The sequence below is a fragment of the Tepidamorphus gemmatus genome (assembly GCF_004346195.1).
Classification (GTDB): Bacteria; Pseudomonadota; Alphaproteobacteria; order Rhizobiales; family Tepidamorphaceae; genus Tepidamorphus; species Tepidamorphus gemmatus.
In genome coordinates this window covers 237,875-264,449 of the sequence record NZ_SMAK01000003.1, presented here as the reverse complement: position 1 = coordinate 264,449, position 26,575 = coordinate 237,875, and the positions used below count along the sequence as shown (strand labels likewise).

25 protein-coding genes are annotated in these 26,575 nt (G+C 68.6%); 19 read left to right on the top strand and 6 right to left on the bottom strand.

Annotation, left to right across the window (positions count from 1 at the left end; genetic code table 11):
- Window positions 1–148 precede the first annotated feature (148 nt).
- The 8 genes from dnaK to EDC22_RS06620 all read left to right on the top strand — a co-directional run bounded on the left by dnaK (window position 149) and on the right by EDC22_RS06620 (window position 7,670).
- Window positions 149–2,059: a molecular chaperone DnaK gene (dnaK, locus tag EDC22_RS06655; protein WP_132805832.1), complete on the top strand. Its 1,911-nt coding sequence runs from the start codon at window positions 149–151 to the stop codon at window positions 2,057–2,059.
- A 135-nt stretch (window positions 2,060–2,194) separates the two neighbouring features.
- The gene (gene dnaJ, locus EDC22_RS06650) at window positions 2,195–3,331 is read left to right on the top strand and encodes a molecular chaperone DnaJ (RefSeq protein ID WP_132805831.1); all 1,137 of its coding nucleotides are present in this window, start codon (window positions 2,195–2,197) and stop codon (window positions 3,329–3,331) included.
- Window positions 3,332–3,456: 125 nt separating this feature from the next.
- Window positions 3,457–4,050, top strand: coding sequence for a class I SAM-dependent methyltransferase (locus tag EDC22_RS06645; RefSeq protein WP_132805830.1), 594 nt, complete (start codon window positions 3,457–3,459; stop codon window positions 4,048–4,050).
- A gap of 97 nt (window positions 4,051–4,147) precedes the next feature.
- Entirely contained in the window at window positions 4,148–4,729 is a 582-nt protein-coding gene (locus EDC22_RS06640; RefSeq protein ID WP_132805829.1) for an NADPH-dependent FMN reductase, read from the top strand.
- Window positions 4,730–4,819: 90 nt separating this feature from the next.
- Window positions 4,820–5,530, top strand: coding sequence for an orotidine-5'-phosphate decarboxylase (gene pyrF / locus EDC22_RS06635; RefSeq protein ID WP_132805828.1), 711 nt, complete (start codon window positions 4,820–4,822; stop codon window positions 5,528–5,530).
- A 47-nt stretch (window positions 5,531–5,577) separates the two neighbouring features.
- Window positions 5,578–5,883 (top strand): DUF1330 domain-containing protein, encoded by a 306-nt coding sequence (locus EDC22_RS06630; RefSeq protein WP_132805827.1) that lies wholly within the window; start codon window positions 5,578–5,580, stop codon window positions 5,881–5,883.
- 328 nt (window positions 5,884–6,211) lie between these two features.
- The gene (gene dapB, locus EDC22_RS06625) at window positions 6,212–7,015 is read left to right on the top strand and encodes a 4-hydroxy-tetrahydrodipicolinate reductase (protein WP_165926830.1); all 804 of its coding nucleotides are present in this window, start codon (window positions 6,212–6,214) and stop codon (window positions 7,013–7,015) included.
- A 31-nt stretch (window positions 7,016–7,046) separates the two neighbouring features.
- The gene (locus EDC22_RS06620; RefSeq protein WP_132806010.1) at window positions 7,047–7,670 is read left to right on the top strand and encodes a 2,3-bisphosphoglycerate-dependent phosphoglycerate mutase; all 624 of its coding nucleotides are present in this window, start codon (window positions 7,047–7,049) and stop codon (window positions 7,668–7,670) included.
- A 110-nt stretch (window positions 7,671–7,780) separates the two neighbouring features.
- Here EDC22_RS06620 and EDC22_RS06615 read toward each other — a convergent pair whose 3' ends face one another.
- The 6 genes from EDC22_RS06615 to EDC22_RS06590 all read right to left on the bottom strand — a co-directional run bounded on the left by EDC22_RS06615 (window position 7,781) and on the right by EDC22_RS06590 (window position 14,083).
- A complete protein-coding gene (locus EDC22_RS06615; RefSeq protein WP_132805825.1) occupies window positions 7,781–8,962 on the bottom strand; it encodes a lytic murein transglycosylase in 1,182 nt (393 codons plus the stop codon).
- A gap of 148 nt (window positions 8,963–9,110) precedes the next feature.
- Window positions 9,111–10,265 carry an aminotransferase class V-fold PLP-dependent enzyme gene (locus EDC22_RS06610; RefSeq protein WP_132805824.1) on the bottom strand — a complete coding sequence of 385 codons (1,155 nt, stop codon included), beginning with the start codon at window positions 10,263–10,265 and terminating at the stop codon, window positions 9,111–9,113.
- A 339-nt stretch (window positions 10,266–10,604) separates the two neighbouring features.
- On the bottom strand, window positions 10,605–11,423 hold the full coding sequence (gene kynA, locus EDC22_RS06605; RefSeq protein ID WP_132805823.1) for a tryptophan 2,3-dioxygenase: 819 nt from the start codon (window positions 11,421–11,423) through the stop codon (window positions 10,605–10,607).
- A gap of 217 nt (window positions 11,424–11,640) precedes the next feature.
- Window positions 11,641–12,609 carry a flavin reductase gene (locus EDC22_RS18015; protein ID WP_207903720.1) on the bottom strand — a complete coding sequence of 323 codons (969 nt, stop codon included), beginning with the start codon at window positions 12,607–12,609 and terminating at the stop codon, window positions 11,641–11,643.
- 13 nt (window positions 12,610–12,622) lie between these two features.
- Window positions 12,623–13,045, bottom strand: coding sequence for a GlcG/HbpS family heme-binding protein (locus EDC22_RS06595; protein WP_132805822.1), 423 nt, complete (start codon window positions 13,043–13,045; stop codon window positions 12,623–12,625).
- A 93-nt stretch (window positions 13,046–13,138) separates the two neighbouring features.
- On the bottom strand, window positions 13,139–14,083 hold the full coding sequence (locus tag EDC22_RS06590) for a flavin reductase (protein ID WP_132805821.1): 945 nt from the start codon (window positions 14,081–14,083) through the stop codon (window positions 13,139–13,141).
- Between the two features lie 148 nt (window positions 14,084–14,231).
- Between EDC22_RS06590 and EDC22_RS06585 the strand changes: the two genes are divergently transcribed.
- The 11 genes from EDC22_RS06585 (at window position 14,232) to EDC22_RS06535 (ending at window position 26,513) form a co-directional block, all read left to right on the top strand.
- Window positions 14,232–15,278 carry a 2,5-dihydroxypyridine 5,6-dioxygenase NicX family protein gene (locus tag EDC22_RS06585; RefSeq protein ID WP_132805820.1) on the top strand — a complete coding sequence of 349 codons (1,047 nt, stop codon included), beginning with the start codon at window positions 14,232–14,234 and terminating at the stop codon, window positions 15,276–15,278.
- Window positions 15,275–16,027 (top strand): alpha/beta fold hydrolase, encoded by a 753-nt coding sequence (locus EDC22_RS06580; protein WP_132805819.1) that lies wholly within the window; start codon window positions 15,275–15,277, stop codon window positions 16,025–16,027. The genes EDC22_RS06585 and EDC22_RS06580 overlap by 4 nt, the downstream gene beginning before the upstream one ends.
- Window positions 16,024–17,295, top strand: coding sequence for an acyl-CoA dehydrogenase family protein (locus EDC22_RS06575; protein WP_132805818.1), 1,272 nt, complete (start codon window positions 16,024–16,026; stop codon window positions 17,293–17,295). Before EDC22_RS06580 ends, EDC22_RS06575 begins: the two co-directional genes overlap by 4 nt.
- 8 nt (window positions 17,296–17,303) lie before the next feature.
- Window positions 17,304–18,818 (top strand): class I adenylate-forming enzyme family protein, encoded by a 1,515-nt coding sequence (locus EDC22_RS06570; protein WP_132805817.1) that lies wholly within the window; start codon window positions 17,304–17,306, stop codon window positions 18,816–18,818.
- Window positions 18,819–18,869: 51 nt separating this feature from the next.
- Window positions 18,870–19,898, top strand: coding sequence for a TRAP transporter substrate-binding protein (locus EDC22_RS06565; protein ID WP_207903719.1), 1,029 nt, complete (start codon window positions 18,870–18,872; stop codon window positions 19,896–19,898).
- Window positions 19,899–19,918: 20 nt separating this feature from the next.
- Entirely contained in the window at window positions 19,919–20,473 is a 555-nt protein-coding gene (locus tag EDC22_RS06560) for a TRAP transporter small permease (protein WP_132805816.1), read from the top strand.
- Window positions 20,466–21,755 (top strand): TRAP transporter large permease, encoded by a 1,290-nt coding sequence (locus EDC22_RS06555; RefSeq protein ID WP_165926815.1) that lies wholly within the window; start codon window positions 20,466–20,468, stop codon window positions 21,753–21,755. Before EDC22_RS06560 ends, EDC22_RS06555 begins: the two co-directional genes overlap by 8 nt.
- Before the next feature lie 228 nt (window positions 21,756–21,983).
- Window positions 21,984–23,069: an NAD/NADP-dependent octopine/nopaline dehydrogenase family protein gene (locus EDC22_RS06550; protein ID WP_132805815.1), complete on the top strand. Its 1,086-nt coding sequence runs from the start codon at window positions 21,984–21,986 to the stop codon at window positions 23,067–23,069.
- Window positions 23,069–24,043 (top strand): 3-hydroxybutyryl-CoA dehydrogenase, encoded by a 975-nt coding sequence (locus EDC22_RS06545; protein WP_132805814.1) that lies wholly within the window; start codon window positions 23,069–23,071, stop codon window positions 24,041–24,043. The genes EDC22_RS06550 and EDC22_RS06545 overlap by 1 nt, the downstream gene beginning before the upstream one ends.
- 298 nt (window positions 24,044–24,341) lie before the next feature.
- Complete coding sequence (locus EDC22_RS06540; protein WP_132805813.1) at window positions 24,342–25,262, top strand: dihydrodipicolinate synthase family protein; 921 nt, start codon at window positions 24,342–24,344, stop codon at window positions 25,260–25,262.
- Between the two features lie 249 nt (window positions 25,263–25,511).
- On the top strand, window positions 25,512–26,513 hold the full coding sequence (locus EDC22_RS06535; RefSeq protein ID WP_132805812.1) for an adenosine kinase: 1,002 nt from the start codon (window positions 25,512–25,514) through the stop codon (window positions 26,511–26,513).
- Window positions 26,514–26,575 lie beyond the last annotated feature (62 nt).

The window sequence follows — 26,575 nt, the reverse complement described above, 5'->3', positions numbered from 1 at the left end:
CTCCTTATATCAGCCCGGAACGTCGCCCTGCGTGGCGACGACTCCATTCGTCAATGGGGGCCGTTCGCAGACCCCTTCGAAATCATGTCCGAAGGGCCGGGTGCCTCGTCCGAGGGCCCCGGCGGCCTGCCGGAAAGAGAGGTACGACATGGGTAAAGTCATCGGCATCGACCTCGGCACCACCAATTCGTGCGTCGCCGTCATGGAAGGTTCGAGCCCCAAGGTCATCGAGAATTCGGAAGGCGCGCGCACGACGCCGTCCATGGTGGCGTTCACCGACGATGGCGAGCGCCTCGTCGGTCAGCCGGCCAAGCGCCAGGCGGTCACCAACCCCGAGAACACCTTCTTCGCCATCAAGCGGCTGATCGGCCGGACCTTCGACGACCCGATGACGCAGAAGGACATCGGGCTGGTGCCCTATCGCATCGTCAGGGCCGACAACGGCGACGCCTGGGTGGAGAGCCGCGGCAAGAAGTATTCGCCCTCGCAGATCTCCGCCTTCATCCTGCAGAAGATGAAGGAGACGGCCGAGGCCTATCTCGGCCAGAAGGTCGATCAGGCGGTCATCACCGTTCCGGCCTATTTCAACGACGCCCAGCGCCAGGCGACCAAGGATGCCGGCAAGATCGCCGGCCTCGAGGTGCTGCGCATCATCAACGAGCCGACGGCGGCCGCGCTCGCCTACGGGCTCGACAAGAAGGACGGCAAGACCATCGCGGTCTACGACCTCGGCGGCGGCACGTTCGACATCTCGATCCTGGAGATCGGCGACGGCGTGTTCGAGGTTAAGTCGACCAATGGCGACACCTTCCTTGGCGGCGAGGACTTCGATATGCGCCTGGTCGGCTATCTGGCCGACGAGTTCAAGAAGGAGCACGGCATCGATCTCCGGAAGGACAAGCTCGCCCTGCAGCGCCTCAAGGAGGCCGCCGAGAAGGCGAAGATCGAGCTGTCGAGCGCCACGCAGACCGAGATCAACCTGCCGTTCATCACCGCCGACCAGACCGGCCCGAAGCATCTGACGATGAAGCTCACCCGCGCCAAGTTCGAGGCGCTGGTCGATGACCTCATCCAGCGCACCATCGAGCCGTGCCGCAAGGCGCTGAAGGACGCGGGGCTTTCGGCCGGCGAGGTCGACGAGGTGGTGCTGGTCGGCGGCATGACGCGCATGCCGAAGGTGCAGGAGGTGGTGAAGACCTTCTTCGGCAAGGAGCCGCACAAGGGCGTCAACCCGGACGAGGTGGTGGCGATCGGTGCGGCGGTGCAGGCCGGCGTGCTGCAGGGTGACGTCAAGGACGTGCTGCTGCTCGACGTGACGCCGCTGTCGCTCGGCATCGAGACGCTGGGCGGCGTGTTCACCCGTCTCATCGAGCGCAACACGACGATCCCGACCAAGAAGAGCCAGATCTTCTCGACCGCCGAGGACAACCAGACGGCAGTGACGATTCGGGTCTTCCAGGGCGAGCGTGAGATGGCGGCCGACAACAAGCTGCTCGGTCAGTTCGATCTGGTGGGCATCCCGCCGGCGCCGCGCGGCGTGCCGCAGATCGAGGTCACCTTCGACATCGACGCCAACGGCATCGTCAATGTCTCGGCCAAGGACAAGGCGACCAACAAGGAGCAGCAGATCCGGATCCAGGCGTCCGGCGGCCTCTCCGACGCCGACATCGAGAGGATGATCAAGGACGCCGAAGCGCACGCCGAGGAGGACAAGCAGCGGCGCAAGCTGGTCGAGGCAAGGAATCAGGGCGAGGCGCTCATCCATTCGACCGAGAAGCAGCTCGCCGAGTTCGGCGACAAGGTGCCGGCCTCCGACAAGTCGGTGATCGAGGCGGCGGTGGCCGATCTCAAGTCGGCGTTGGAGGGCAACGACGTCGCGGCGATCGAGGCAAGGTCGCAGACGCTCGCCCAGGCCGCCATGAAGCTCGGCGAGGCGATGTATGCCGCCGCCCAGTCCGGCACCGATGCCGGCGGCGGAGCCGGCACGAAGGGCGGCGACGACGTTGTCGACGCCGATTTCGAGGAGGTCAAGGACGACGACCACAAGAAGTCGGCCTGATCCGGAGGTCCAGCATGACGGCCCTCGATCGCGTAGAGCGCATGCTCCACCTGATCGGGGGCCGCTTCGTTCCCACGTCCCGGCAGGGACGCGCCCTGGCCGTTAGCCGGACGAGGCGGGAGATCAAGGCGCGCCATGTCCAAGCGTGACTACTACGAGATCCTCGGCTGCAGCCGCACCGTCAGCGAGAACGAGCTGAAGAGCGCCTTCCGCAAGCTGGCGATGCGGTACCACCCGGACCGCAATCCAGGCGACGCTGAGGCCGAGCAGAAGTTCAAGGAAATCAACGAGGCCTACGAGATCCTGAAGGATCCCCAGAAGCGGGCCGCCTACGACCAGTTCGGCCACGCCGCCTTTGATGGCATGGCGGCCGGCGGCGGGCACGGCTTCAACTCGGACTTCGCCGCCTCGATGTCCTCGATCTTCGACGACCTGTTCGGCGACTTCATGGGCGGCGGACGCGGGCGCGGGCGGGGCGGCCGGCAGCGCGGCGCCGATCTGCGCTACAACATGGAGATCACGCTGGAGGAGGCGTTCGCCGGCAAGACCGCCGAAGTGCGCGTGCCCTCCAGCGTCGCCTGCGAGAGCTGCTCGGGCAGCGGGGCGGCGCCGGGCACCAGCCCGCGGACCTGCACGACCTGCGGCGGCATGGGCAAGGTGCGGGCGACGCAGGGCTTCTTCGCCATCGAGCGGACCTGCCCGCATTGCCAGGGCCGTGGCGAGATCATCGAGACGCCCTGTGCCGATTGTGGCGGTGCCGGGCGCGTCGCGCGCGAGCGCACCCTGTCGATCAACATTCCGGCCGGCGTCGAGGACGGAACCCGCATCCGCCTCTCCAACGAGGGCGAGGCCGGGCTGCGGGGCGGTCCGCCCGGCGACCTCTACATCTTCCTCTCGGTCAAGCCGCACGAGATCTTCCAGCGCGACGGCGCCGACCTGTTCTGGCGGGTGCCGATCTCGATCACCACGGCGGCGCTCGGCGGCGAGCTGGAAGTGCCGACTCTCGACGGCGGTCGCACCAAGGTGAAGGTTCCGGCCGGCACGCAATCCGGCAAGCAGTTCCGCCTGAAGGGCAAGGGCATGCCGGTGCTGCGCAGCGCGCAGTCCGGCGATCTCTACATCCAGACCGTGGTCGAGACACCGGTCAACCTGTCGCGCCGCCAGCGCGAGCTGCTCGAGGAATTCGAGCGGGTCTCCTCCGAGACGACCAACCCGGAATCCTCCGGCTTCTTCTCCAAGGTCAGGGAGTTCTGGGGCGGGCTCGGCGGCTGACCGGGGGCGAGGGCGCGGGTGATCGTACTGCTCGGACAGCCACGCAAAGCAAGGTCTCCAGCCCCATTCTGTCCCAATTCTGCCCTTACGTCGGTTTGGTTTGACCCCACGGACGACGGATCAGCATGACGACCAGCCGCAGCGACCTGAAGAAGCAGGACATCCTGGACGAACTGCGCTTCGTGCGGGAATGGATCGGCAATCCGCTCAAGATCGGCGCCGTCAGCCCGTCCGGGCGCTGGCTCGCCCGCGCCATGGCGGCGGAAGTGGACCTCGACCGGGATGGCATGGTCGTCGAGCTCGGCCCCGGCACCGGGGTGTTCACGAGGGCGCTGCTCGATCGCGGCATCCCGCCCGAACGGCTGCTGCTGATCGAGTACAACCGCGACTTCTGCCGGCTGCTCGGCGAGCGGTTTCCGAATGTCAGGGTGATCCAGGGCGATGCCTACGCGATCCGCAGCCATCTCGATGCGCTCGAGGTCGGCCCGCTCGCCGCGGTGGTCACCGGGCTGCCGCTGCTCAGCCGCCCGCTGCGCCGCCGCGTCGAGCTGATCGAGGCCTGCCTCGCGGCAGGCGGGCCTGGCATGCCGCTGATCCAGTTCAGCTACGCGGTCCAGCCGCCGGTGCCTGCCGGCGCGGGCGATTTCGACGTGCGTCTGGCCCGCAGGGTGCTGCTCAATCTGCCGCCCGCCACGGTCTGGGTCTACAGCCGCAAATAGCCCGGCCGCATGCCGCGCCCGGGCCACCGGGCTGGCCGGACCGCACGTCGGCGCTAGATGCTGCCGGCAGCAGGGACTGGCAGCGGGGAGAGCGAACGTGTCGAAGCCGAAGATCCTCCTTTTCGCCGGAAGCATCCGGACAGGATCGATCAACGAGAAACTGGCCGTCGTGGCAGCCGGGACGCTGGCCGAGGCGGGCGGCGACGTCTCGCACATCTCGCTCGCCGACTATCCGATGCCGATCTACAACGGCGACCTCGAGCAGGCCGAGGGTATCCCCGACGCCGCGAAGCGGCTGGCGAACCTGTTCACCGAACACCAGGGCATCCTCATCGTTGCGCCCGAATACAATGGCGGCATCACGCCGCTCCTGAAGAACACCATCGACTGGGTGTCGCGCCCCGGCGCCACCGACCGCAGGCCCGGCCCCTACAAGGGACGGGTGTTCGCGCTCGGCGCGGCGTCGGATGGCGGCTTCGGCGGCTATCGCGGGCTCCTGCAGCTGCGCCATACGCTCGAGAATGCGCTCGGCGCGCTGATGGTGCCGGAAATGGTTTCGGTACCGGCAGCCGCTTCTGCCTTCGACGCTGAGGGCAGGCTCATCGCCGAGCGGCCGATGGCGATGCTCAGGACGGTGTCGCAGCGCCTCGTCGAGATGGCAAGGACATTCGCGGCCTGACCTGCCGCCGATGCGGTTGACAGGCGTGCGGAGGCGATTCACAACCGCTGCGCCGGCCGGCATCTGTCCCCCGCGACACGGAGTGGCCTCATGGGCTCTGCGAGCATGACAGCGCGCGAGCGGCTGATCATCGGGCTCGACATCGGCACGCCGGAGGCGGCCGAGCGGATGGTCGAGCGGCTCGGCGAGGCCGTCTCGATCTACAAGATCGGCATGCAGCTCGCCTTTTCCGGCGGCCTGCCGCTGGTGCGCCGTCTCGCCACTGCCGGCAAGGACGTGTTCCTCGACATGAAGCTGCTCGACATCCCCAACACCGTCGGTCACGCCGTCGAGGCGATCGCTGCGATGGGCGTCACCTATACCACCATTCATGCCTATCCCCAGGCAATGCGGGCGGCGGTCGCCGCGCGCGGCGATGCCCGGCTCAGACTTCTCGGTGTGACGGTGCTGACCAGCCTCGACGCTGGCGATCTTGCCGAGGCGGGCTATGCAGGCGATGTCTCCGACCTGGTGCTGCGACGCGCCGAGCAGGCGGCGGCGATTGGCATGGACGGCCTGATCTGCTCGCCGCAGGAGGTGGCGGCGATCCGCGCGCGCATCGGCAATGCGCTGGAGCTCGTCACACCCGGCATTCGGCCTTCCGGCGCTGCGGCGGGCGACCAGAAGCGGGCGGCGACGCCGACCGCCGCGATCCGCGCAGGAGCCGACCGCCTCGTGGTGGCGCGTCCGGTGATCAGCGCGGCGGACCCGCACGCGGCCGCACGGTCCATCATCGCCGAGATTGCAGCGGCCGTCGGCTGAGTCGGCCTGCGGTCGCGCACAACCATTGTCAGCACGGGAGAACAGACATGGCAAAGGGCTATTGGGTCGGGCACGTCACGGTGAAGGACCCCGACGGATACAGGAAGTACCAGGCTGCGAATGGCGCCGCCTTCGCCAAGTATGGCGGCCGCTTCCTGGTACGGGCCGGCAAGGCAGAATCCAAGCTCGGTGACCTGAAGCCACGGCACGTGGTGATCGAATTCCCCAGCTACCAAGCGGCGCTCGACTGCTACCATTCGCCCGAGTACCAGCACGCCCTCGCCGTGCGCGGCGATGCGGGCGAGGTCGACCTGGTCGTCGTCGAGGGCTATGACGGCGAGCAGCCGTCCTGACTGCGCCTCCCCGCGAAGGCCGGACAAGGATTCCGTCCATCCGGACGAAACGCCCTCCGTCGTCCGGAGGGCAGCGCTGTTGCGTCATCCTGCACGATACCGAGCGTCATCCCGGACGACGCAGCCGGTCCGGGATCGGGAGGGCAGGACGGACCGATCGCGCCCCGGTTCCGGTCCGGTCGCCGCTTAGGCGGGATGATGATGGCTGTCGGTCCAATCCGCGTTTCGTCTTCACGTTCGATGCCGGGCCCGCGCGAACCGCGACAGCTTTGTCCGCCGGCGGACGCCTGATATACCGCTCGGCCACAGGGAGGGCGCGATGACCGACATGCGACTGATCGTGGTGGGCGCGGCCGGCCGCATGGGCCGGGCACTGGTGCGCGCCGTCGTCGAGGCGGAGGGGACGACGCTGGTTGGCGCGATCGAGCGCGAGGGGGCGCCGGAACTCGGTCAGGACGCGGGGATGCTCGCCGGGATCGGCGAACTGGGCGTGCCGCTGACCGACGATGCGCTGCCGGTGTTCGCCCGCGCCGACGGCGTGCTCGACTTCACCACGCCGGCAGCGACGGTGGCGTTCAGCGAACTTGCCGCGCAGGCGCGCATCGCCCACATCGTCGGCACCACCGGCCTGTCGGCGGATGACCTGGCCCGGCTCGAGGCCGCTGCCCGCCACGCGGTGGTGGTGCGCTCCGGCAACATGAGCCTCGGCGTCAACCTGCTCGCGGCAATGGTGCGCAAGGTAGCGGCGGCGCTGGATGCGGATTTCGACATCGAGATCGTCGAGATGCATCACAGGAACAAGGTCGATGCGCCGTCCGGCACGGCGCTGATGCTGGGCGAGGCGGCGGCCGCCGGCCGGGGCATCGCACTCGAGGACCATGCGGTCTGGACCCGTCACGGCCATACCGGCGCCCGCCGGCGCGGCGACATCGGCTTCCAGACGCTCAGGGGCGGCAGCGTGGTCGGCGACCACACGGTGATCTTTGCAGGCCCCCACGAGCGGATCGAGCTGAGACATGTCGCCGAGGACCGCAGCCTGTTCGCGCGCGGCGCGGTCAAGGCGGCACTGTGGGCGCGCGGCCGCAAGCCCGGCCTCTACGCGATGGCCGACGTGCTGGGACTGGGCGACTGATTTCTTCCGGTTTGCGCGCAGGGAGTGTTTGCTGATGGATCGACTGCTGGTGCTCGTTCGCCACGGACAGAGCGAGTGGAATCTCAAGAACCTGTTCACCGGCTGGCGCGATCCCGGCCTGACCGAGCAGGGCGTGGCCGAGGCGCACCGGGCGGCAGCCCAGCTCAAGGCCGCCGGGCTGTCCTTCGACGTGGCGTTCACCAGCGCGCTGTCGCGCGCCCAACGGACGCTCGACATCATCCTCGACGACATGGGGCTGACCGGCCTGCCGGTGATCCGCGATCAGGCCCTGAACGAGCGCGACTACGGTGACCTGACCGGCCTCAACAAGGACGACGCGCGGGCGAAGTGGGGCGAGGAGCAGGTGCATCTGTGGCGCCGTTCCTACGACATTGCGCCGCCGGGCGGGGAAAGCCTGAAGGACACGGTGGCGCGGACGCTTCCCTACTACGTGTCGGAGATCCTGCCGCGCGTGCTGCGCGGCGAGCGCGTGCTGGTCGCCGCGCATGGCAACTCGCTGCGCTCGATCGTCATGGTGCTGGAGCGGCTCGGCCCGGACGGCATCGTCAAGCGCGAACTCGCCACCGGCGTGCCGATCGTCTACCGGCTGGCGGCGGATTCGACCGTCGCCGAGCGGCTCGACCTCGCGGCCTGACGCGGTTCATCTTTGGATGCGGCGAGCCGCTCTGCATCTCGGTTTCGTCACAGTACCGGATGCAGAACGGCTCTCCGCGTCTGCGGGACTTACCCCAGGCGGTCCGGCGGCTATCCGCCGCCTAGTGCCCGGTAGATCTTCATGCCGGCGCGGCCGGTCTCCGGCATGCCGAGCCGCTTCTCCGCGTCGGCGATCGCGGCCCGCGTTGCCGGGCCGATCTTGCCGTCCGCTTCGCCGATGTCGTAGCCGCGCGCGAGCAGCAGCTTCTGCAGGTGCAGCCGCTGGGCGCGACTCAGCCCGGGATCGTCGGTCGGCCAGGGGGTGCGGAAGGCCGGGTAGCCGGCCAGCCGGTCGGCGAGATGCGAGATTGCCAGCGCGTAGGATTCCGCGCGGTTGTAGGAATAGATCGCATCGAAGTTCGGGAACACCAGGAAGGCCGGCCCGTTCGGTCCGGCCGGCAGCAGCAGGCCAGCCTGGGCGCTGCCGGACAAGGCAGCCCCGTCGGCCCGCACGATGCCGCGCTGGCCCCAGCTCGACAGCGAGGCGCGGTTGGTGCGCCCGGACGGCCCATCGTAGCCGCGCGGCACCTTCACCTCGATCATCCAGGATTCGCCCGGCCGCCAGCCGCCGCGCTTCAGGTAGTTGGCGGTAGAGCCGAGCGCGTCGGCCACCGATCTGACGAGGTCGCGGCGGCCGTCGCCGTCGAAATCGACGGCCAGCCGCTCATAGGTCGTCGGAATGAACTGGGTCTGGCCGAAGGCGCCGGCCCACGACCCATAGAGTTCGCTGAGCTCGAGGTCGCCGCGGCTGACCAGCTTCAGGGCGGCGATCAGCTCGGCCTGCCAGAAATCCTTGCGCCGCCCGCCCTCGCAGACCAGCGTGGTCAGCGCGTGCGGCAGGTAATGGCTGCCCGACTCGCGGCCGTAATCCGTCTCGACACCCCAGACGGCGGCAATGACGTAGCGGTTGACGCCGAACTGCTGCTCGGCGCGGCGCAGCACCGCATCGTATTTCGCCATCATCGCCCGCCCGTCGGCGACACGCTGCTCGTCGACGAGGAAGCCGATATAGTCCCAGATCGGCGTCTTGAACTCCGGCTGGACCTTGGACAGACGCAGGACCACGTCGTTGGGCGCGTTGAAGTTGAACGCCTGATCGACAACCGACTGGCTGACACCTGACTTGAGGGCGGCGCTCTTCAGCGCGGCGACGCAGCCTGCGAAACTGGCGGCGGCCGGGCCGGCGGCCAGGGTGAGGGTGAGCGCGATGGCGACTGTCGCTGTCGTCTGCATGCCTGCAACTCCTCCTCGGCTCATGGACGGGCGGGTCATCGGGGAAAACTGTAGCGCGACGGGCACGCCGGAACATCGACTGGCCGACAAAAAAGGCGCGAGAATGTTTAAGGTCGGGTAACCAAAGCGGCGATCTGCCGGCCGGCTCTCACGCGGAAAGGGTAGCCATCCGGGCGATCAGCGCATCGACATCGCCGGCCGTCTGGTAGAGGCCGAAGCCGAAGCGCAGCCGGCGGCCGCGCACGTCGGTGAGGATGCCGGCATCGTGCAGGCGGCGATAGAGCGCCGCCGCGCCGTCGAGATCGAATGTCAGGAAGTTGCCGATCGCATGACGGGACGGATCGACGAGGAGGCGCTCGGTCGTGAGACCGGCAAGCGGCAGGGCGGCGAGGAAGCGGTCGCCGAGTGCGCGGGCATGGGCATGGATGCGGGCGGCATCGAGTCCCTGGTCGGCGAGCCAGCGCATCGCCGCCCGCATCCGGAACAGGCCGGTGGGGTCGAACGTCGCCCCCATGAACCGCCAGCCGTCGGCGGGATAGGCGACGCGACCGTCGCCGCTCGCGGTCAGCGCACCGAATGCGGCAAACCAGCCGGTGTCGCGCGGGCGCGGCGCCCAGCCTGGCGGGCAGTGCAGGAAGCAGACTCCCTCGCCCGACATCGCATACTTGTAGCCGCCGGCGAGATAGAAGCAGCGCCCGGCGACGCCGGACAGGTCGGTCGGGCGGGCGAGAAAGCCGTGATAGCCGTCGATCACCACCATCGCTTCGCCGGCCGCTGCGGCGAGTGCGGCAAAATCCTCCCAAGCGAAGCCCGAGTTGAAGAACACCTGGCTGACGAAAACGAGGTCGGCTCGGGCGCGCGCCGCCTCCGCCAGGCGGTCGGGGAACGTCTCGAAGGGTTCGACCGCCACGACGACGGGATCGACGAGGCCGTCCTCGGCGAGCCGGGCGATCTGGCGGGAGAAGGAGTGGAACTCGCCGTCGCTGGCGACGATCCGCACCCGGCGGCCGGCCGGAAAACAGGACAGGAGGCGGTTCAGCAGCTCGTGCGTGTTCGGCGCGAAGACCAGCGTTGCCGGATCCGGCAGGTTCAGATGCCCTGCGACATGACGGCGAACCTCGTCGAGAAGCGGCCCCAGCACGTAGTCCCACTTGTCATCGATCAGCCGGGCGGCGGTGTCCCACGCCTCGAGCTGCGCGTTGCGGGTCACATCCGGCCAGGGATGATGACTGTGCGCGGCGAAATGCAGCCGACCCTGCTCGCACATCAGGAAGCGCGAGAAGTGCGCCTTCAGGTCGAGCATGGCCGATCCCTCGACGCCTCCGGCCGCGGTCGCGCACTGCGCAGCAGATTGCCGCGCGGTTCAACCTGCGGGTCGCCGGAGCTCGATCCAGGCCATGCCCGGACTCGACCGCTCCCTCCATCATTCATCGCCATCATCCCCGGCATGCCATTCCTGAATCGTCCCGGAGACCATCTCCTGCGGCTCGTCCCGGACGGCGACCCTGATCCGGGGACGCTGATGCGGGATCGTGCGGCGCTTGGCCGGGACCACGGGCGGTGAAGGGGCGACGACGGGCGATGGCGGCCGGGATGAGACGGACTGTGCCAGCGCCGATGGTGCAACGCTGCCGCATCCGACTCAGATCAGCGTCCTGACCGACCAGAGTTCGGGGAAGAACGACTGGTCGAGGGCGCGCTTCAGATAGGGCACGCCGGACGAGCCGCCGGTGCCGGCGCGCATGCCGATGATGCGTTCCACGGTCTTCATGTGGCGGAAGCGCCAGCGCTGGAACGCGTCCTCGATGTCGACCAGCTCCTCGGCGAGCTCGTAGAGGTCGAACCAGCGTGAGGGGTTGCGGTAGATTTCCAGCCAGATCGCCTCGACTGCGTCATTCTTCACATAGGGCCGGCGGACGTCGCGGGCGAGCACCTCGACCGGAACAGGAAAACCGCGCCGGGCGAGCACGCTGAGCGCCTCGTCGTAGATGCTGGGCGCCGCGTAGGCGGCCTCGAGCATGGCAAGGATGTCGGGCCGATGACGATGCGGTTCCAGCATGCCGGCGTTCTTGGCGCCGAGCTTGAACTCGAGCAGCCGATACTGCCACGACTGAAACCCGGACGAGGCGCCAAGATGGGACCGGAAGGCGAGATAATCGGCCGGCGTCATCGTCGACAGCACGTCCCAGGCCTGGATCAGCTGCTCCTGGATGCGCCCGACCCGGGCAAGGCACTTGAACGAGGGCTGCAGGGTATCGGCGCGGATGAAGCGGATGGCGGCGTCGAGTTCGTGGTTCATCAGCTTCATCCACAGCTCCTTGACCTGGTGGATGGTGATGAACAGCAGTTCGTCATGCTCCGGCGACAGCGGTGTCTGCGCGGACAACAGCAGATCGAGCTGCAGGTAGTCCCCGTAGCTCATCCGGTCGCGGAAGTCGGTCTCGATCCCACCGGTCGTCATCGCGGATGTCCTTCTCGGTACACCGCCGGCTCGGTACACCGCCGGGGCTGCCGGCTGCCCGGTTCTTCGGCATGGTGCGAAAGGTCGCACTGGCACCGATGTACTTCAAGCCTCAAATATCATCGCCGCCGCGATCCCGCGCACAGGTCACCCCGTGATTCCCGACGCCAGACAGCGGCCCTTTGGGATGGGGGCAGCCCGGGCGAACCGTCCGCTGTCAGCCGCCGGTGCCTGCGAGACGGCGCAGCATCGCCTTCAGGCGGTCGACCTCGCCGGGGCCGAGCTCGCCCATGCGGCCCGCCTCGAACCGCTCGGCGATGCGGATCAGCCAGGCGAGGCGGGCGGTGCCGGACTCGGTCAGCATGAGCCCTGTCCGGCGGTCGCCGGCGACATGGCCGGCGCCAATCAGCCGCGCCAGCGCCGCCTCGGTCGTCTGTTCGCCGAGATAGGCGGCGCGGGTCAGCCGGTCGAAATTGGCCCCCGGCCGGATCGACAGCACGGCGAGGATGCGCATCTCAGGCCCGCTCGTGCCGGCCGCCTCCAGTTCCTCGGAAAAGGCCGCAAACAGTGTCTCGTAGGCGCGGAACAGCAGCGGGATCAGGAAATCGTCATAGGGATGGGGATCGCGACCGGACTCCGGCGCGGCGGCCGGCTGCTGCATCGGATGGTCGGCCACCAGCCCGTAGCGACCCTGGGCAAAGACGAGGCCCGGACGCTCGAAACGCGCGAACCGCTCGACCTTACCGACAAGGATGATGTGGTCGCCGCCCTCGTGGCTGGCAACCCGGCGACACTCGAAGAGGGCCGACAGATTGGGCAACAGCGGGGCGCCCCCGAGACCTTCCCGCCAGGCAATGCCCGCGAACCTGTCCTCGGCGGGGCGCGCGAAGCGCACCGACAGGTCGATCTGTTCGGCCGACAGCACGTTCACCGCGAAATGCGACGCGGCCAGAAAGGCCGGCAGGCTGCGTGCGGTACGGGTGATCGACCACAGGATGAGCGGCGGTTCGAGCGAGACCGAGGAGAAGGAATTGGCGGTCATGCCGACGGCGTGGCCACTGGCGGGATCGCGGGTGGTGACGACCGTCACCCCGGTGGCGAACTGGCCGAGCGCGCGGCGCAGCTCGCGGCTGTCGCCGGAGCTGTCCTGCGAACCCGGGGCAGGCGCGGCGGACGTGGCGCTCATCTGCTGGGTCTTGTCAGGCCGTCTGGTCTTCGGCGCCGATCGCGGCGAGGCCGGCGCGGGCGACCTCCAGGTCCTGCGACCCGGTGCCGGAACCGACGCCGATGCCGCCGATGCACTCGCCCTCAACGATGATCGGCACTCCGCCCTTGAGATTGGTCAGCCTGCCGCCTGTTGCCAGGGCAAGCTTCACCTCCATGTCGACAGGAAGCCGCGAGGTGGGCATGCGGGTGGATGCGGCGCTCGTCGCCTTGGCGATCGCCGACTCGTTGGACAGGAACCGCGCGCCATCCATGCGCACGAAGGCGAGCAGCACGCCCGAGGCATCGACGACAGCGATGCATTGCGGCACGCCCATCGCCTCTGCCCGGGCCACGCAGGCAGCGAGCGCGGCAAGCGCGCCGGCATGGGTGAGCTTGGTCGAGCGTCGCGTCAGCATCGGCTTCGTCTTTCCTGTTGCACCATCCGTCGCGGCGGCGGCCGGCGGACTATAGCGCGGCGGTCCCGCGACGCCACCATTGGCAGCGGCCGGTCAGCGCGGCACCCGTCCGTCGCGACGCTCCACCAGCCGGTCGATGAGCTGGCCAAGCACGCGCTTCAGGATCTCCGCCTCGGCGGGCGTCTGGGTGGCGAGCAGCGCCGTCTCGTGCGCCTGCGCCCGCGCGATCAGGTCGGCGACGAGCTCGCTGCCGAGCGCGGTGAGCTGCACGACGACGCGGCGCCGGTCGTCGGACGAGGGGCAGCGCACCACGTAGCCCTGTTCCTGCATGCGGTCCACGATCCTGGTCGCGGTCGGCTGCTTCAGGAGCGCCCGAGCAGCGATCTCGCCGATGGTCCGGCCGCCCTCCGCGCCAGCCAGGATTGCCAGCACCCGCCACACCGGTACCGGAACACCCAGTTCGGCAAGCTCGGCGTGGAATTCGCCGGAGGCAAGACTCGAGGCGCGCGCCAGCAGATAGAGCAGGTAGTCATCGGTGAACGGGCCTTCGGTGAAGGTACCGGTGTAGCGTGCCGTCGTCGCATAGGCGCCGGCGTGATAGGCGAGCGGCACCCGGTTCTGATGGTCGAACCGCTCGACCCGACCGATGAAGATGACGTGGTCGCCGCCCTCGTAGCGCTCGTGGCTGGCACATTCGAACACCGCGGCGCAATCACGCAGAACCGGAACGCCGCCGGCACCCGGCGTCCAGTCGACATCCCGGAAGCGGTCCTCCACCGGCCGGGCAAAGCGGTCCGACAGGTGCTTCTGGTCGATCGACAGGACGTTGATGGCGAAATGCGATGCCGCCTCGAACACCGGCAGGTTCATCGAGCGGCGCGACAGGCTCCACAGCACCAGCGGCGGATCGAGCGACACCGAGTTGAACGAGTTGGCCGTGAGCCCGATCGGCGCGCCGGCCGCGTCGAGCGTCGTCACCACCGTGACGCCGGTGACGAAGCGCCCGAGCGCCATGCGGAAGGCGACTGGATCGCTCATGCGGATCTCCGCGGTTGCTCCGGGGCGCCGCGTGACGGCACCAATACTTCAAACCTCAAATTATCACTTTTCATACAATAATGCGACGTGCTAGGCTCATCCGCAAGACAAGGGTGCGAAGCCCCGCCAGAGGACGAATGGAGGCCCGATGCTGAGCGATCGGATCGAGGCGAAGTGGATCGACGCCTTCACGCGCGTGTTCGAGCTCTGCAGGGTCGCGCCGGGAGAGATGGCGGTCATTCTGTCCGAAACCCAGTCGCGTGCCCTCAACGTCCATCTCTGCGAGCTGGCGCTCGCGCGCCTTGGTGCCACCGTCTTCCACATCGTCGTGCCGACCCCGCCGCAGGACGCACCGGTTCCGGTGCGCTCCACCGGCGCCTCCTGCGCGCTGTCGGGCCAGCGCGCGGCGATCGCGGGGCTGAAGGCGGCCTCGCTCGTCGTCGACTGCACGCTGGAGGGGCTGCTGCACGCGCCGGAACTGCCGGAGATCATCTCCGGCGGGGCGCGCATCATGATGATCTCCAACGAGCATCCCGAGGCGCTGGAACGGCTGGTGCCGCATCCCTCGATGGAGGCGAGGGTCAAGGCCGCGGTCAAGGCCGTGCGCCGCGCCAGCGAGATGCGCGTCGTCTCCAGGGCCGGCACCGATCTTACCGTCAACATGCGCGAGGCTGCGACCGCCGGTGTCTGGGGCTACACCGACCGGCCGGGGACGGTCGCCCACTGGCCGGGCGGCATCGTCGTCTCGTTCCCGAAGGCCGGTTCGGTCAACGGCACGCTGGTTCTCGATGCCGGTGATGTCAACCTGACCTTCAAGCGCTATCTGGAAAGCCCGGTCCGGCTCACCATCGCCGACGACTATGTGGTCGACATCGCCGGCAGCGGCACCGATGCCGAGCTGATGCGTCGCTACTTCGCCGCCTGGGGCGACCGCAATGCCTATGCCGTCAGCCATGTCGGCTGGGGGCTGAACGAGGGCGCCCGCTACGAGGCGCTTGCCATGTACGACCAGCGCGATACCAACGGCACCGAGATCCGGGCGTTCGCCGGCAATTTCCTGTTCTCGACCGGCGCGAACGAGTTCGCGGGTCGGTTCACCAAGGGTCATTTCGACCTGCCGACCCGCAACTGCACGATCCGTCTCGACGGCGTCGCCGTGGTCGAGGAGGGGCGGCTGGTGGAGGCCGCATCGTGAGCGCTCCGCTTGTCCTGCTCAGCGGGGTCGGCTCCGACTGCCGGATGTTCGATGCGGTGGTCGGACGGCTCGGCGGCGCCATCCCGATCATCGCCTGGGACTATCCGGGCTATGGCGGCAGGCCGCTCGATGGTCCGTTCACGTTCGAGAGCCTCGCCGACCGCATCGTCGCCGATCTCGACGCGCGCGGCATCGCGCGGGCGATCCCGCTCGGCCATTCGATCGGCGGAATGGTCGCCCAGGAGCTCGCGCACCGTCATCCCGACCGGCTGGCGGCGCTGATCCTGTCGGGCACGACACCGGTATTCGGCAGCCGCGACAGATCGTTCCAGCAGGCCTTCCTGAAGGCGCGGCTCGGCCCGCTCGATCAGGGTCGGACGATGGCCGAGCTGGCCGCGGCCGCGCCCGGCGAACTGCTCGGCTCGGCACCGGATGCAACCGCTGCGGTGACCGTCGAGCGGCTGCTGGCGGAGCTGCCCGAGGCGAGCTACCGGGCAGGGCTCGAATGCCTGGTGACCTTCAACCGGCGCGACGAACTCGGCGCGATCGCCGTGCCGACCCTGCTGATCGCCGGCGACGAGGACCGCAATGCGCCGCTGAAGACGATGATGCGCATGGCCGAGATCATCCCGGGCGCCCGGCTCGAGGTGCTCGAGAAGACCGGCCACATGGCCCCGCTCGAATGCCCCGACCGCTTCGCCGACGCGGTGCGGCGGTTTCTGGACACGATACGGGAGGACGCCCGATGAACGTCATGGACCTCGACCAGATCGACGTCGACGCGCCGATCTTCGATCCGTCGGCCTTCCGGCTGGACGAGGCGGAAGCCGAGCTGAACGCGCTGGCGCGCCGGATCGGCAAGGCGCGGTTCGCCCCGCGCGCGGCCAGATACGATCGCGACGCGACGTTCCCGACCGAGAACTACAAGGACCTGCATGAGACGGGGCTGCTCGCCATCAGCGTGCCCAAGGAGCATGGCGGTCTCGGCGCTGGCTTCCGTGCCTATGCGACGACCGCTGCTGAGATCGGCCGCTATTGCGGCGCGACGGCACTGACCTGGAACATGCATGTCTGCTCGTGCCTGTGGTCGGGTCCGCTGTCCGACGATCTCGACATGGACGAGGAGACCCGGGCAACGCATCTCAGGCGCCGCGCCAAGCACTATGAGCGGATCGTCCGGGATGGTGCGATCTTCGCCCAGCCATTCTCGGAAGGCGGTGCGGCGGCGGCCGGCGTCGTTCCGTTCTCGACCTCGGCGAAGCGGGTCGACGGCGGCTGGATCATCAACGGCAAGAAGATCTTCGCCTCGCTGTCCGGCGCGGCCGACTATTACGGCGTTCTGTGCGGCGAGATGAAGTCCGGCGAGCGTCCCTCGCGCAAGGACACCATGTATATCGCCGTCCCCGCCACAGCCGAGGGCGTCGAGGTGGTCGGCGAGTGGGATCCGCTCGGCATGCGCGGCACGGTCTCGCGCACGCTGCTGCTGAAGGACGTCTTCGTCGAGGACGACCAGGCGCTGATGCCGCGCGGCGTCTACTATCAGGCCGCCGCGCGCTGGCCGCACATGTTCATGACACTGTCCCCGACCTATCTCGGCATCGCCCAGGCCGTCTTCGATTTCACGGTGCGATACCTGCGCGGCGAGATCCCCGGTACCGGCCCGGAGAAGCGTCGCAAGTTCCCTACCAAGCAGATCGCCGTCGCCCAGATGTTCGTGATGCTGCAGCAGACCAAGGCGCTGTGGTTCCAGGCGGTCTCGGAAGCCCGCGCCGATCCGACGAAGGAACAGGTGCTGCGCGCCTATGCGGCCCAGTATACGGTGATGGAGAATGCCAACGAGCTCGCCCAGCTCGCCATCCGGACCTGCGGTGGCCAGTCGATGCTGAAGAGCCTGCCGCTCGAGCGCCTCTACCGCGACAGCCGCTGCGGATCGCTCATGCTGCCTTGGACCGCCGAACTGTGCCTCGACCGCATCGGCCGCGAGGCACTGTACAATCCCGGCGAGACAGACGACTGACGCGTGCCATGCGGGACATCTCGCGCTGGATCGTGACGCATGCGGGCTTCCAGCCGGAGAAGCCGGCGATCCGATTCGGCTCGGAGGTCCTGACCTACGCGGCGCTCGCTGCCCGCATCGAGCGGCTGGCGGCGGTGCTGGCGCGCGATCTCGGCATCGGCCGCGGTGACCGCATCGCCTGGCTCGCGACCAACCATCCCGACATGCTGGCGCTGCTGTTCGCCGCGGCCCGGATCGGGGCGATCCTGGTGCCGCTCAACTGGCGTCTGGCTGCGCCGGAGCATGTCTTCATCCTGCAGAATTCGGGAGCCCGGGCGCTGATCGGCCAGCGCCAGTTCCTCGACGCACTTGCGGGAAGCGATCTGCCGGAGGAGGTACGGGTGGTTGCGCTCGACGGGCCCGGCGAAACCCTCGCCGGCCTGATCGCCGCGGCCGGTCCGCCGCCGGATGCCGCCGGGATGCCCGGGGATCCGCTGCTGATCGTCTATACCTCGGGCACCACAGGCCGGCCGAAGGGGGCGGTGCTGACGCAATCGGCCATCGCCTGCAATGCGGTCAACGCCATCCACATGCATGACATGAGTTCGGCGGACACGGTGCTGACCGTGCTGCCGATGTTCCATGTCGGCGGACTGAACATCCAGACGACGCCGGCGCTGCATCTCGGCGCCACCGTGATCCTGCACGAGCGGTTCGAGGCGGGCGCATTCCTGGCAGCCGTGCGCGATCAGCGCCCGACGCTGAGCGTCCTGGTGCCGGCAACGATGGCGGCAGCGGTCGGCCATGCCGACTGGCCGTCGACCGACCTCAGCTGCCTCAGGGCGATCGCGACCGGCTCGATGGCGGTGCCACTGGAGCTGATCGAGGCGTTCCATGCGCGTGGCGTGCCGGTGATCCAGATCTACGGATCCTCGGAGACGGCACCAATTGCCATCTACCAGCGTCCCGACCGCGCCTTCGCCACCGCCGGCGCGATGGGCCGACCCGGCCTCAACACCGAGATCCGGCTGGTGGATGCCGCCGGCAACGATGTCGGCCCCGGCATTCCCGGCGAGGTTCTGGTCCGCGGCGACCACGTCGCAACCGGCTACTGGAACGATCCGGCCGAGACCGCGCGCGCCTTCGCGGACGGCTGGTTCCGAACCGGTGACGTCGCCGAAATGGACGCGAACGGCGACTACTGGTTCCGCGACCGAATCAAGAACGTCATCATTTCCGGTGGCGAGAACATCTATCCGGCCGAGGCCGAACGCCTGCTGCGCGAGCTGCCCGGCGTCGCCGACTGCTGCGTTGTCGGCCGCCCCGATCCGCGCTGGGGCGCGGTGCCGGTGGCGGTCGTCGTGCGCGCCGATGCGACGATCGGCCGGGAGGAGGTGATCGCCCACTTCCAGGGCCGTCTCGCCCGCTTCAAGCAGCCGCGCGACGTGATATTCGTGGACGAGCTGCCGAAGAGCGCGCTCGGCAAGGTTCGCGTCGAGGAGGTTTCCAGACTGGTCTTGGAGGCGACCCAAACCCCCGCCTGACGGGGGAACGGCGCTTTCGCGTCACACATCCAACAAGAGGGGATGGTTCTGATGAAGAAGACTTTCGCTGCTCTGCTGATGGCCGCGGGCGTCGCCCTGACGGGCCTGCCCGCCTCCGCCCAGACGACGCTGCGCGTCGCCAACTGGCTGCCGCCGCAGCATCCGTTGTTCGCCGAGATCATCGTGCCGTGGACCAAGCAGGTCGAGGAGGCGACCCAGGGCCGCGTCGTCATGCAGATCCTCGACGCACCGCTCGGCCCGCCGCCGGCGCATTTCGACTTCGCGGTCAACGGCGTCGCCGACGTCACCTTCGGCGTCCACAACTACACGCCCGGCCGCTTCGAGGTGACGGAACTCGCCGAGATGTCGTTCCTGTGCGAGAAGTCGGCCTATCTGTCGCCGGCCTGGTGGCGGATCCACTCGCAGTATCTCGAGAAGCTCGACGAGCATCGCGGTGCCAAGCTGCTCGGCGTCTGGACGCACGGTCCCGGCCAGCTGTGGACGCGCGGCCGTGACGTCACCTCGCTCGACAAGATCAAGGGCGCGAAGATCCGCATCGGCGGCGGCTTCGCCCAGTCCGTCGCCAACGCGCTCGAGCTGGTGCCGATCCAGGCACCGGTGACCAAGGCTTACGAGATCCTGTCGGGCGGCGTCGCCGACGGCATCCAGTTCCCGCCGGAATCGGTGACTGCCTTCAAGATCGACGAGGTGCTCGACCAGGGCCTGATCGTGCCGGGCGGGCTCTATACCGCCTCTATGTTCCTGGTGATGAATCAGGCCAAGTGGGACGCCCTGCCGAAGGAGGATCAGGACGCGATCCTGAGCGTTTCCGGCGAGGCGCTGGCCAAGATGGCCGGCGAGGTATGGGACCGGGCCGACGCGGCAGCGATCGCGTTGATCAAGCAGAAGGGCAGGATCACCTTGCACGAGCCGACCCCTGGCGAGCTCGACGCCATCAAGGCAGCGATCAAGCCCTATCAGGAGCAGGTGCTGGCCAAGATCACCGCCAAGGGCGTCAACGGCCAGGAGGTCTACGACGCGCTGGTCGCCGAGATCGCCAAGGTCAAGGCCGGCAACTGACCGGCCCCGGCTGAACCGCGATGTCCGGCCTGCCGGATCCGGGCGGCCCGCACGCGGGGCGCAGCCGCGCCCTGCGTGCGGCAGAATTCGTGCTCGGCCTGATGATCGTCGTGCTGCTGATGGCGATGATGCTCGTCACCACCATCGACGTGTTCGGCCGCTACCTGCTGTCACGGCCGCTGCCGGGCGCCTTCGAGATCACCGAGATCATGCTGGCGATGACGATCTTCATCGGCCTGCCACTGGTCTGCCTGAAGGAGGAACACGTCGCGGTGACGCTTCTCACCGAGCGGTTCCGGCCGCGGCTGCGCAATGTCCACGCGGCGATCGTCTCGTTGGCCTGCGCCGGGGTCCTGCTCGTCATCGCCTGGCGGCTGGTCAGGCATTCGCTGCAGCTCGCCTCCTACGGCGATGTGACGATCTTCCTCAGGATGCCGAAGGGGCCGATCGGCTACACCATGGCGGGCTTCACCCTGCTCGGCGCGCTGGCGCTGCTCGTGGTGGCGCGCGAGCACATCGCCGCGGCCCGGTCCGCGCAAACGGTCCCACCGGCCGGCGGCATCCGCGATGATTGACTGGATCACCGGCATCGTCGTGCTGCTGGCGGTGATCGCTGCCGGCGTGCCGATCGCCTTCGCGATGACGGCGGTCGCGCTGGTCGGCATCATCGCCGAGATCGGCATGTCTCCAGCCCTGTCGATGCTCGGCCAGGTCTTCTACGACAACGGCATGAGCTACACGCTCTCGGTGATGCCGCTGTTCGTGCTGATGGGCAATTTCGTGCTCGAGGCCGGGCTTGCCGACGACATGTATGCCGCGGCCAATGCGTGGCTGCGGCATTATCGCGGCGGACTCGCGATGGCGACCATCGTCGCCTGTGGCGGTTTCTCCTCGGTCTGCGGCTCCTCGCTCGCCACGGCCGCCACGATGGCGCGCGTCTCGATGCCCTCGATGCACCGCTACGGCTATACCGAGGCGCTGGCAACCGGCTCGATCGCCGCCGGCGGCACGCTCGGCATCCTGATCCCGCCGTCGATCGTGCTGGTGCTCTACGGCGTCATCACCCAGCAGGACATCGGCAAGCTGTTCCTCGCCGGCATCATTCCGGGCCTCGTCGGCGTGCTCGGCTATCTGATCGCGGTCCGCCTCTCGCTGTTGCTCAGACCAGACCAGGCCCGTCACGCCGATCCGCTGCCGCTGATCGAGCGGATCAAGGCGACCAGGGGCGTGGCCGGCATCCTCGCGCTGTTCTCCTGTGTCATGGGCGGCATCTATCTCGGCATCTTCACCGCCACCGAGGCCGCCGGCATCGGCGCCTTCGGCGCGTTCCTGATCGCGCTCGTGCGTCGCCGGCTCAGCCTCCGGACGCTCTACGAGGTGCTGGTCGAGACCGGCCGGATGACGGCGATGCTGTTCTTCATCCTGTTCGGGGCGCTGTTGTTCTCGAACTTTGTCAACCTCGCCGGCATGCCGGGCGATCTGCGCTCCTGGATCACCGCGCTCGGCGCGCATCCGACGGCGGTGCTGCTGGTGATCCTGATGATCTATCTGCTGCTCGGGGCGGTGCTCGAATCGATCTCGATGATGCTGCTGACCGTACCGGTGTTCTTCCCGGTCATCGTCAGCCTCGGCGTCGATCCGATCTGGTTCGGCATCTTCGTCGTGGTGGCGATCGAGATCAGCCTGATCACGCCGCCGGTCGGCCTCAACGTCTTCGTGCTGAAGTCGATCGTGCCGGAGGTGCCGACCGGCACCATCTTCCGCGGCGTGGTGCCGTTCATCGCCATGGACATCGTGCGCATCATGCTGCTGATCGCGCTGCCATGGATGGCGCTGGTGCTGCCGGCGACGATGTGAGGGACCGCGTGATCGTGCCAAACCCGCATCGCAGTCATCCCCGTCATCGCTCCCCGGGGCGTCATCCCATCGTTCCGGCCGTCCTCCCGGCGCTAGGCAAGGACAACCGGAACCGGGTCGCGCAGACGGACGATGTTCCGTCGCCCCGATCCCGGATCGGCTTCGCCGTCCGGGATGACGCAGGAGCCAGCATGTCCACCATTGCATGAGAGCAGGGAACCGGAATTCATGGAAATTGCCGTACTGGGCGGGGGCAACGGCTCGCACGCCGCCGCCGCCGATCTCGCCGAACAGGGCCACAAGGTGCGCTTCTGGCGCCGCGATGCCGCAGGCGTCGCGGCGCTCAAGGCGGCCGGCAACCGGCTGACGCTGAAGGATTTCAGGGGGTCGCGCGCGGTCACGATCCCGCTGGTCACCGCCGACATCGGCGAGGCCGTCCGCGGCGCCGAGCTGATCGTCTGCCCGGCGCCAGCCTTCGCGCAGGCCGACATCGCCGCAGCCCTGGCGCCGCATCTGAGCGACGGTCAGGTGGTATTCCTTGCCCCCGGGACCTTCGGCTGCTACCTGATGGCAAAGACGGTGCGGGAGGCGGGTTCGGGCGCGACGGTCGCCTTCGCCGAGACCGGCACGCTGCCCTATCTGACCCGCAAGCACGGCCCCGAGACGGTCGCCATCACCGTGCGTGCAACCCGCTTGCCGACCGGTGTGTTCCCGCTGTCGCTGCACGACCATGCGCTTCGGGTGATCGCCCGCGTCTATCCGAGCGTCGAGGACTGCGGAGACGGCCTGTCGGGGGCGCTGATGAATGCCGGCCCGATCATCCATCCGCCGCTGATCATCATGAACGCCGGACCGCTCGAACATTTCGAGCACTGGGACATTCACAACGAGGGTACGCAGCCCTCGATCCGCCGCGTCACCGACGCGCTCGATGCGGAGCGGGTGGCGGTGCGCGAAGCCCTCGGCTACGGGGCGCCGCATTTCCCGCTCGCCGATCACTATGCGCGCGACGGCGAGGAATGGATGTATGGCCGCAAGGGCCACGAGCGGCTTGTCGATTCGGGCGACTGGCGCGAGCACATCGTCCTCACCCAGCACCGCTACATGCGCGAGGACGTGCAGCAGGGACTCGCCTTCCTCGTCTCCGTGGCGCAATGGGCGGGTGTCAGCGCGCCCGTCGCGACCGGCCTTCTTGCCATCGGTTCGGCAATCTGCGGCGAGGATTTCCTGAAGACCGGTCGCACGCTCGGCGGTCTCGGCCTGGCCGGTCTCGACCGTGCCGGCATGACCCGGCTGCTGGCGGAGGGCGTGTGATGGAGACGATCGCCGCCGTCGGTGCTGGCCGGATGGGTCGCGGCATCGCCGTCGTCTTCGCCTATGCAGGCCATCCGGTGACTCTGGTCGATCTGAAGGATCGCCCGTCCGACGACGCGGCCAGGCTGAAGGCGGAGGCGCTCGGCGAGATCGAAGCCACGCTGAAGATGCTGGCAGGCATCGGCCTGATGGCGGAAAGCGCCGTCGCGCCGATCCTCGCACGCGTGTCGTTCGCGGCCTGCGAGGCGGCCCCAGCCGCACTGGCCAGCGCCGACATCGTGTTCGAGGGCGTACCGGAAACGCTGGAGGCGAAACGCGCCTGTTTCGCGGCGCTGTCCACCATGACGCGGCCGGACGCGATCATCGCCTCGACCACGTCGACCATGCTGTCCGACGAGTTGCAGGCGTTCGTTTCGCCTCCGCAACGTTTCCTCAATGCGCATTGGCTGAACCCGGCCTTCCTGGTGCCACTCGTCGAGGTCTCGCCGGGACGGGACACCGATCCTGCCGTCACCGGCCGGCTGGTGGCGCTGCTTGAGGGTATCGGCAAGGTTCCGGTGGTGTGCAAGGCGAGCCCCGGCTTCATCGTGCCGCGGCTGCAGGCGCTGGCCATGAACGAGGCGGCGCGTCTGGTCGAGGAGGGTGTCGCCAGCGCCGAGGAAATCGACAAGGCGACCCGATTCGGCCTCGGCTTCCGCTTCGCCATCCTCGGCGTGCTGGAATTCATCGACTGGGGCGGCGGCGACATCCTGTTCCACGCCGACCGCTACATGTCGCAGGCGCTTGCGACCGACCGTTACGCGGCTCCGAAGATCATCGAGGACAACATGGCCGCCGGCCGCATCGGGCTGCGGACACGGCAGGGCTTCCTCGACTATTCGCAGATCGACATCCCGACCTACCAGCGGGAGCGGCTGGCGGCCTTCGTCGGCCTTCTGAAGCACATGGGCGCGGCGCGGCCGCCGGTGGTCTAGCGGACAGGGCATCCGGATCGGGCCTGCTCGTCGCCGCCCCGCTGACGTCATTGCCGGGCCTGATGCCGGATTGCCGGGCCGGACTCCGGCGAAGCGCAGAGACGGGCGGGCACGGACGGACGACGGCGACGGGTTCGTGCAGGCTTCAGGCACCCTCGATCCTGCCCGACTCTCTCCCGCGCGATGAAACTGCCTTGCCGCCGCCGCGCTTGCGCGCGGCTGCCCCGCCCATAGGATCGCCGGATAATGGCAGGCCCGGCAGCGGGCCGAGGACCAAGCGCACAGGGAGAATTCGCTGATGTCGAGCCGCGTTCACGCCGGGGTCTATCCCGTCGCCCCGACCACCTTCCACGACAACGGCGATCTCGATCTCGACAGCCAGCGCCGGGCGCTCGACTGCATGATCGACCAGGGCGTCGACGGTATCTGCATCCTGGCGAACTTCTCCGAGCAGTTCCTGCTCAGCGACGAGGAGCGTGACACGCTCATCGATGTGTGTCTCGAGCATGTCGCCGGCCGGGTGCCGGTGATCGTCACCTGCTCGCACTTCTCGACGCGGATCGCCGCGGCGCGGGCAAAGCGCGCGGCCGAGCGCGGGGCGGCGATGGTGATGATGATGCCGCCCTATCACGGCGCCACGCTGCGGGCGCCAGAGGCCCTGCTGATCGAGCATTTCGCCCGCGTCGCCGAGGCGATCGACATTCCGATCATGGTGCAGGATGCGCCGCTGAGCGGCGTTGAACTGCCCGTCCCGCTTCTCGTCCGTCTCGCCCGCGAGGTGCCGCAGGCCTCGTACTTCAAGATCGAGGTCCCGTTCGCCGCGGCCAAGCTGCGGGCGCTGATCGCGGCCGGTGGGGACGCGATCGTCGGCCCGTTCGACGGCGAGGAGGGGATCACCCTGATGGCCGATCTCGATGCGGGCGCAACCGGCACCATGTCGAGCGCGCTGCTGCCCGAACTGATCAAGCCGGTGCTGGCAGACCACAAGGCCGGCCGGCGCAAGGAGGCGATGGCAGGTTATGCGCGCATTCTGCCGCTGATCAACTACGAGAACCGCCAGTGCGGCCTGAGGGCCTGCAAGACGGTGATGATGGAAGGCGGCGTGATCGCCTCCGATGCGGTGCGCCATCCGCTCAGCCCGCTCGCCCCGGAGACGCGGGCCGGCCTGCTGGAGCTGGCCCGCGAACTGGATGTCCTGGCGCTGCGGTGGGGAAGGTAGGCGTCGCCGCGTTCGCCCCGCCATCCCGGCGGCGCGTTGTCCGCCTTCTCCCCGCGCTGCGCAAGGCCCTGCCGGCGGATATGCTCTACGGTCCGCGCAGCGCCTCGCCCCCGCGTGCCGATCGCGGCTCCTGCAGCGGCCGGCCCGGCGACGGCAGATCCTGCCGCGCCCCGGGGTTGCCGGCGCGGGGCGCGTCCGTATAGTGCGGGCCGATCGCCGAGCCGGCCCGCCAGAAGGACAGCCACCGACATGCCCGAAACCCGCTACGACGTCGTCGGCATCGGCAATGCCATCGTCGACGTGATCGCCCGCGCCCAGGATGACTTCCTTGTCCGCGAAGGTCTCGCCAAGGGCTCGATGCGGCTGATCGACGAAGCCGAGGCCGAGCGGCTCTACGCCGCGATGGGGCCGGCGACCGAGGTTTCAGGCGGCTCTGCCGCCAACACCATCGCCGGCGTCGCCTCGCTGGGCGGGCGCGGCGCCTTCATCGGCAAGGTGGCAGCCGACGGGCTCGGCACCGTATTCGGCCACGACATCCGTGCCGCCGGCGTCGCCTATGCGACGCCGGTGCTGGAAGATGGCCCCGCGACCGCGCGCTGCCTGATTCTGGTGACGCCGGACGGCGAGCGGACCATGAACACCTTCCTCGGCGCGAGCCGCGAGCTCACCCCAGCCGATGTCGACGCGGACGTGATCGCTGCCTCGCGCATCCTCTATCTGGAGGGCTATCTGTGGGACCCGCCGCAGGCGAAGCAGGCCTTCCTGCACGCTTCGCAGATCGCGCGGGCGAACGGCCGCGAGGTGGCGCTCAGCCTGTCGGACGCGTTCTGCGTCGATCGCTTCCGCGGGGAATTCCTCGATCTGATCCGCTCCGGCAAGGTGACGCTGCTGTTCGGCAACGAATCCGAGCTGAAATCGCTGTACGAGACCGCCGATTTCGGCTCAGCGGCGGCGGCGCTCGCACAGGACTGCGGCTTCGCGGTCATCACCCGCAGCGAGAAGGGCGCGACGATCCTGAAATCCGGGACCATCATCGAGGTTCCCGCCGCCCCGGTCGAGACGATCATCGACTTGACCGGGGCCGGCGACCTGTTCGCCGCCGGTTTCCTCACCGGCCACGCCCGCGGCCTCGACGCCGCCGACTGCGCGCGGCTCGGCGCACTGGCCGCCGCCGAGGTGATCTCGCATATCGGCGCCCGGCCGCTGGCCGACCTGAGGGACCTGGCCGCCCAGTCAGGACTGCGGGTGTAGCGCCGGCGCTGCCATCCTGCCCTGGCGCCGGCCGGTATGCCGGAGACAGGAGAAGGCCGCGC